Consider the following 5,788-nt stretch of genomic DNA (forward strand, 5'->3'; position numbering starts at 1 on the left):
GCTGGCGACTGCGTCGCGGACGCGGCGGCCGCTCGGACGCGAGCCGGGCCGCGGAGTCGCCTCCGCCGCGGGGGCGGTACGGCTACCCGGCCGGTCGACCGGGAGCCGGGCACTGCTTCCACGACCGCCTCTTCACCGGACCGGACCGGACCGGCTCTGGCCTCGGTCGGCGCCGGGGCGGTCAACTCCCTGCGCAGGGCTTGACCCGAACCGCCACAGCCGCGCTCGTCACGCCGGTCGCAATCTCGTCGTGTTCGGGTCGTCGGAACGACCGATGGCCGCCCACTCGGGACGGCCATCGGTTGATTCCTCCGCGCGGGGTGTCACCCCACGAACGTCAGACGCGGACGATCAGCGCGTCGCCCTGCCCGCCGCCGCCGCAGAGCGCGGCCGCGCCGACGCCGCCGCCGCGGCGCTTCAGCTCCAGCACCAGGTGCAGCAGGATGCGGGCGCCGGACATGCCCAGCGGGTGGCCGATGGCGATGGCGCCACCGTTGACGTTCACCTTCTCCGGGTCGATGCCCAGCTTGCGGGTGGACGCGACACCGACCGCGGCGAACGCCTCGTTGATCTCCACCAGGTCCAGGTCGGCGGGCGAGATGCCCTCGCGCGCGCAGGCTTTGGCGATCGCGTTGGCGGGCTGGTCCTGCAAGGTCGAGTCCGGACCGGCGACAACGCCGGCGGCGCCGATCTCGGCGATCCAGCTCAGCCCCAGCGACTGCGCCTTCTCCTTGCTCATCACCACGACCGCGGCGGCGCCGTCGGAGATCTGCGAGGCGGTGCCCGCGGTGATCGTGCCGTCCTTGCGGAACGCCGGGCGCAGCTTCGCCAGCGATTCCGCGGTGGTGTCGGCGCGAATGCCCTCGTCGGTGGTCACCAGCACCGGATCGCCCTTGCGCTGTGGCACCGCGACGGGAACCACCTCGTCGTCGAAGACGCCGTTCTTCCACGCCGCCGCCGCCCGCTGGTGCGAAGCCGCCGCGAACGCGTCCTGGTCCTCCCGGCTGATCCGGTCGGTCTCGTTGCGCTGCTCGGTGAGCGCGCCCATCGGCTGATCGGTGAAGATGTCGTGCAGGCCGTCGTAGGCCATGTGATCGCGCAGGGTCACATCGCCATATTTGAAGCCTTCCCTGCTCTTCTCCAGCAGGTGCGGCGCCTGGCTCATGGACTCCTGGCCGCCCGCGACGACGATCTCGTACTCGCCCGCGCGGATCAGCTGGTCGGCGAGGGCGATCGCGTTGATGCCGGACAGGCAGACCTTGTTCAGCGTCAGCGCGGGCACGTCCATCGGAATGCCCGCGGCCGCCGCCGCCTGCCGGGCCGGGATCTGCCCCGCGCCCGCGGTGAGCACCTGGCCCATGATCACGTAGTCGACCTGATCGGGCGCGACACCGCCCTTCTCCAGCGCCGCCTTGATCGCGAACCCGCCCAGATCGGAACCGCTGAAGTCCTTCAGACCTCCGAGCAGCCTGCCGACCGGGGTACGCGCACCGGAGACGATGACGGAAGTGGTCACGACGAGCCTCGCATTCGTAGATCGGACCTGCCCGCGCGCGCCGGGGCTGCGAGAGCAGGTGTTCTACTCAACGGTAGCGGGTGCGCCCCGCGCGGCCCGTGCCAGGTCGCGCTACTTTCGAATGGTGAGCAACGTTATCGAACAGTCATCTTTCATCCCCGCGGACTACGTGACCGCGGTCGACCATGTCGGCATCGCGGTGCCGGACCTGGACGCCGCGGTCACCTGGTACGCCGAGAACCTCGGCATGGTCGAGACCCACCGTGAGATCAACGAGGCCCAGGGCGTGCACGAGGCGATGCTGTCGCTGCCCGGCGCACCGGACCGGGCCACTGCCCTGCAGTTGCTGGCTCCGCTCAACGCGGAATCGACCATCGCGAAGTTCATCGACCGTAACGGTCCCGGTTTGCAGCAACTGGCCTACCGGGTGACCGACATCGAGGCCGTCTCCGCGTACCTGCGCGCCAAGGGTCTGCGTTTGCTGTACGAGGCGCCACGGCACGGAACGGCCGATTCCCGCATCAATTTCATCCACCCGAAGGATGCTGGAGGTGTGCTGATCGAGTTGGTCGAACCGAACGCGAATGTTACGCACTAGTATCGGCGTCAGGTCGGGAAAACTCGTTGGAATGACATTCGCAGTCGAGTCACCATCGGCTGTCTTCAGGCTGTAGTTTGTGTGCCATGTCGTCACCCGAGTCCGATCGCAATCGCTTCGTTGCACTGCCCTTCACCGTTGTGCGCAAGGGTTATGCGCAAGACGAGGTGCGTAATTACTTCGACCGCTTCGACGCGGAACTGAGAGTCACCGCCACCGACCGCGATGCGGCTGCGGCACAAGCACGTAACCTCGCGAGCCAGCTGGAAGACGCGCGCGACGAGATCGACGAACTCCGTAAGGAGGTCGACCGACTCTCGGTGCCGCCGACCACCGCGGAAGGCATGTCCGACCGCATTTCCCGCATGCTGCGCCTGGCCTCCGACGAGGCGTCCGAGGTCCGTGCCCTGGCCCAGGCCGAGGCCGCGGAAATGGTGTCGATCGCCGAGCAGCAGGCCACCGAGATGCGTGGCAAGTACGAGTCGCTGCTCGCGGAGACCAAGGAGAAGCGCGAGGCGCTCGAAATCGAGTTCGAGCAGACCCTCGCGAACGCACGCACCGAGTCCGCCAAGATCATCGAGGCCGCCCAGGCCGAGGCCGACCGCATCGCGAAGGAAGCCGACGCGAAGCGCAAGGCCACCCAGCAGGACTTCGAGGCCACCATGGCCGAGCGTCGCACCAAGCTCACTCGCGCCATGGAGGAGCTGGAAGCCACCAGCCGCGCCGAGGCCGCCCAGCGGATCAAGGACGCGACCGACGAGTCCAACCGCCTCATCACCTCCGCCACTCAGACCTCCGAGCGCAAGATCGCGCACGCGAAGGAACTGGCCGAGGAGATGCGTGTGCTGCGCGGCCGCGTGCTCGCCCAGCTGCTCGGTATCCGCGGTCAGCTCGACTCGGTGCCCGCGATGCTCGCCGCGGTCAACCGCGAGAGCGAATTGCTGGATGGTGTGCCGGATCAGCGCAAGTCGATCGGCGGCAACACCAAGTCGGTCACCGGTTCCCGCCAGAAGGCGATCCCCGAGGTCGCGACCGAGGACGAGGACATCGACTCGGACGAGCGCGAGAGCGCCGACATCAGCAACTGACGTCGGGCCAACGGCGACAGCAGTAATCTCAACCGAATCCCCGAAGGCCGCCCTGATCAGGGCGGCCTTCCCAAATTCCGTACCCGGCAGGACCGCGGCCACCACGGCGTTCGACGAACGCGCCAGCAGCGTCTGATCAGGGATCTGGGATTCGTCATCGCTCGAACAGAGTTCGTCCCGTTTCCCGCGGGACCCATGGGATTCCTTCACCCACGCCAACCGCACCGCGTTTGTGCTAACGAGCAGGCCCGTCGCAGGGAACTGCCGGCTTCCGGTGCGACTTATGTCGTCGACGACGCGGAATTTCCCGACGTCCACTTCCGCGCCGACGCCACCGAGCAGTTCAGCTGAGAATCCGGCCACGCCCGCCACCCTGAGCGGCCTTCCCCGAACGCGACGACGACCCCGGCCACCGACCGACCAGCGGCTCTCGTGTCGCCGCGATCGTCGTCAGATGCTTGTCGGGTGGCGCAGCCTCCGGCATTCTCGTCCACCGGTTCGAGAGCTACTCAACCGCGCGGTGCCTACGCACGGAGCTCGGGTGGCGCGACTCGATGCGTCAGGACCACCGACGAGTGATGCGGCGCGTCTGTCGCCCGTTCCAGCACCCACGATGCCAATGCCTGCGGTCGTCTTCTCCGCCGTACGCGGGCCACGCGACGATGTGGGCGACGCCGGGTGGGATCTCGTGGTCACAGCCGGGGCAGCGGTAGGTCTTGGTCGCACGGGTACCGGGGATGGTGCGCACCACATACGGCTCCGCACCGTCGGGACCCGACTCGGTCCGTCCGAAGACGTCTCCCAGTGGTGTGCCACCGGCCCGCGAGCGCTCGGCGTAGCGATCCGAACGCGGTTTCCGGCGAGGCATAAGACAAGCGTATTACTCGCTCGTGCGCGCCCCGCACTCCCCTGAGTTCAGAACAAGCGGAATTCGTTGCTCTCCGTGCCACGCAGGGCGTCGTAATCGAGTGTGAGGCAGCGGATACCGCGATCCTCGGCGAGCGTGCGCGCCTGTGGCTTGATCTGCTGCGCGGCGAAGACGCCCACCACCGGAGCCAGCAACGGATCCCGGTTCAGCAACTCCAGGTAGCGGGTGAGCTGCTCGACGCCGTCGATCTCGCCGCGCCGCTTGATCTCCACCGCCACCGTGCCGCCGTCCGCATCCCGGCACAGCAGGTCCACCGGGCCGATCGCGGTCATGTACTCACGGCGGATGAGCGTGAAGCCGGTGCCGAGCGTGTGCACGTGCTCGGCAAGCAGCTCTTGCAAATGGGCCTCCACCCCGTCCTTCACCAAGCCCGGGTCGACGCCGAGTTCGTGGGAGGAGTCGTGCTCGATGTCCTCGATGGTGATGCGAAGTTCCTCGCCGGCCTTGTTGGTGACCACCCACAGCGCCTTCGCCCCGTCCGGTAGCTGCGCGTCGCCGTTGCGTTCCGCCAGCCGGCAGGGCGGGCTCATCCAGTTCAGCGGCTTGTAGGAGCCGCCGTCGGAGTGCACGAGCACCGAGCCGTCCGCTTTCATCAGCAGTAGCCTTCGGGCCATCGGAAGATGGGCGGTGAGTCGCCCTACGTAGTCGACCTGACAGCGAGCAATCACTAGGCGCACCCAAGCACTGTAGGCGAGCGCCCGGCCGCGGCTGCCGTCAGCCCATGAGCAGTATCGCCGCCAGGACCGCGCTCGCGGCGAGCAGGCCGCCCTCGATCCTGGTGAGCCGCCGCCGGGTGGTCGTCCTGGCCCAGATCATGAAGAATCCGACCGCAGTGCCGATGGTGAGCGCCACGAGGTGCCCGACCTGGGTGAAGGTCTGTCCGATCAACACACCCTCGACCGCGACGATGAACCACAACGTCGACCAGGCGATGCGCCATCGGTATGGCATCGCGGCCACGAGCGCACCGATCAGCGCCATGGCCCCGTAGCTGACACCCACGTCTTCGGCCCAGCGGATGCTCACGGGCACCCACCCGGCACGCACACCCACCCACAGACCCGCCGCGACGAGCAACGTCGCGCCGACATGGCCCACCAGGAAGACCCGCACCAGTCTCAGCGCGCCGAAGCGCAGCTCGGCCAGGGCGAGCAGACAGGTGAGCAAGGGGATGATGACCCACGACCCGACGACGTCACCGATCACGAACGCGCTCGCCAGCAGCGTTCCGATCCGGCCGCTCAACAGGTTGTGCAGATTCGTGCTCGCGTGCAGCACCATCCTGGTCTGCGCGGAGTCGCTCAGTGCCGAGAAGATCGCCGAGACGACGATCAGCGCCGTCAAGTACATCGCCGTCGCGGGCAGCCTCGGCCCCCACCGGCGCGCTTGCGCCTGCGTGGCGGGCTCGAGCGGCGCCGGTCGTTCCGGCGTCGTCGCGACGACCATAGATACCTCCGTTGCTCGCGCGGGACGGCCATCCCCACCATCCATGATGCTGACCGCGCGCTGCGTACGCTCGTAGTTCCCCGCGATGGTGCTGCGAAACACAGATACGCTCGTATGAAACGACGAAAGGCCCTCGACTGTTGTCGAGGGCCTTTCGTGAAGGATGTTCCGGCGGTGTCCTACTCTCCCACACCCTGTCGAGTGCAGTACCA

Annotated in this window: 6 protein-coding genes; 2 read left to right on the top strand and 4 right to left on the bottom strand. The window is 67.8% G+C overall.

Annotation, left to right across the window (positions count from 1 at the left end):
• Positions 1-337: 337 nt before the first annotated feature.
• On the bottom strand, positions 338-1,516 hold the full coding sequence (locus ACFU5M_RS33885) for an acetyl-CoA C-acetyltransferase (protein WP_379055608.1): 1,179 nt from the start codon (positions 1,514-1,516) through the stop codon (positions 338-340).
• A gap of 124 nt (positions 1,517-1,640) precedes the next feature.
• On the opposite strand from ACFU5M_RS33885, the gene mce reads away from it, so the two are divergent.
• The gene (gene mce, locus ACFU5M_RS33890; protein ID WP_379055610.1) at positions 1,641-2,114 is read left to right on the top strand and encodes a methylmalonyl-CoA epimerase; all 474 of its coding nucleotides are present in this window, start codon (positions 1,641-1,643) and stop codon (positions 2,112-2,114) included.
• An 86-nt stretch (positions 2,115-2,200) separates the two neighbouring features.
• Positions 2,201-3,202: a hypothetical protein gene (locus tag ACFU5M_RS33895; protein WP_379055612.1), complete on the top strand. Its 1,002-nt coding sequence runs from the start codon at positions 2,201-2,203 to the stop codon at positions 3,200-3,202.
• Between the two features lie 559 nt (positions 3,203-3,761).
• Here ACFU5M_RS33895 and ACFU5M_RS33900 read toward each other — a convergent pair.
• Genes ACFU5M_RS33900 through ACFU5M_RS33910 form a run of 3 tightly spaced genes read right to left on the bottom strand, consistent with a single transcriptional unit; the run spans position 3,762 to position 5,576 of the window.
• Complete coding sequence (locus tag ACFU5M_RS33900; RefSeq protein WP_379055614.1) at positions 3,762-4,070, bottom strand: ATP/GTP-binding protein; 309 nt, start codon at positions 4,068-4,070, stop codon at positions 3,762-3,764.
• 47 nt (positions 4,071-4,117) lie between these two features.
• Entirely contained in the window at positions 4,118-4,807 is a 690-nt protein-coding gene (gene nucS, locus ACFU5M_RS33905) for an endonuclease NucS (protein WP_379055616.1), read from the bottom strand.
• A gap of 37 nt (positions 4,808-4,844) precedes the next feature.
• Positions 4,845-5,576, bottom strand: coding sequence for a rhomboid-like protein (locus ACFU5M_RS33910; RefSeq protein ID WP_379055618.1), 732 nt, complete (start codon positions 5,574-5,576; stop codon positions 4,845-4,847).
• Positions 5,577-5,788 lie beyond the last annotated feature (212 nt).

This window comes from Nocardia sp. NPDC057455 (assembly GCF_042802775.1).
Taxonomy (GTDB): Bacteria; Actinomycetota; Actinomycetes; order Mycobacteriales; family Mycobacteriaceae; genus Nocardia.